This window comes from Pseudomonas sp. Sample_24 (assembly GCF_004307605.1).
GTDB lineage: Bacteria > Pseudomonadota > Gammaproteobacteria > Pseudomonadales > Pseudomonadaceae > Aquipseudomonas.
In genome coordinates, this window is the sequence record NZ_RCNW01000286.1 from 1 (window position 1) to 945 (window position 945).

The following is a 945-nucleotide window of genomic DNA, read 5'->3' on the forward strand; positions in this document are numbered from 1 at the left end:
ATCGTTCCTACGCTCTGCGTGGGAATGCAGCCCGGGACGCTCTGCGTCCCATCAAAAGCCGAACGCGAAGCGTCCGTTGAGGCGTTCCCACGCAGAGCGTGGGAACGATCATGGCATCGCTTCAGGCAGCTTCCGGCGCCTGTGCGCGACGCACGTCCGGTTGTTTCCACGAATCGGCAGCGCTTTCTTCGATGGCTTGCTGGATCGCCCGCTTGCGGTTTTCTTCGGCACGGCGGCTGAAGAACCAGACCAGGAAAGTCACGATCGACACGGCCAACAGAATCAGGCTGGCCACGGCATTGATCTCCGGCTTCACGCCCAGTCGTACCGCCGAGAACACTTCCATCGGCAGGGTCGTGGAACCCGGGCCGGAAACGAAGCTCGCCAACACCAGGTCATCCAGCGACAGGGCAAACGACATCATGCCGCCGGCCGCCAACGATGGCGCGATCATCGGGATGGTGATCAGGAAGAACACCTTCCATGGCCGTGCACCGAGGTCCATGGCCGCTTCTTCGATGGACAGGTCCAGCTCACGCAAGCGCGCCGACACCACCACCGCCACGTACGCCGCACAGAACGTCGTGTGGGCGATCCAGATGGTGACGATGCCGCGTTCCTGCGGCCAGCCGATCATCTGCGCCATGGCCACGAACAGCAGTAACAGCGACAGGCCGGTGATCACTTCAGGCATCACCAGCGGCGCGGTGACCAGGCCACCGAACAGCGTGCGACCCTTGAAGTGGGTGATGCGGGTCAGGACGAACGCGGCTAACGTCCCTAGTGCGACGGCTGCAATCGCCGTGTAGCAGGCGATTTCCAGCGAGCGCACCACCGAGCCCATCAGTTGCGTGTTGTCCATCAGGCCGACGTACCACTTGATCGACCAACCGCCCCACACCGTCACCAGTTTCGAGGCGTTGAACGAGTAGATCACCAGGATCA

Annotated in this window: 1 protein-coding gene; it reads right to left on the reverse strand. The window is 62.4% G+C overall.

Features of this window, described 5'->3' with window-relative positions; all coding sequences use genetic code 11:
• Positions 1–121: 121 nt before the first annotated feature.
• Positions 122–945 (reverse strand): ABC transporter permease subunit (locus D8V06_RS15770; RefSeq protein ID WP_130931270.1); only part of this gene is annotated, 824 nt, incomplete at its 5' end.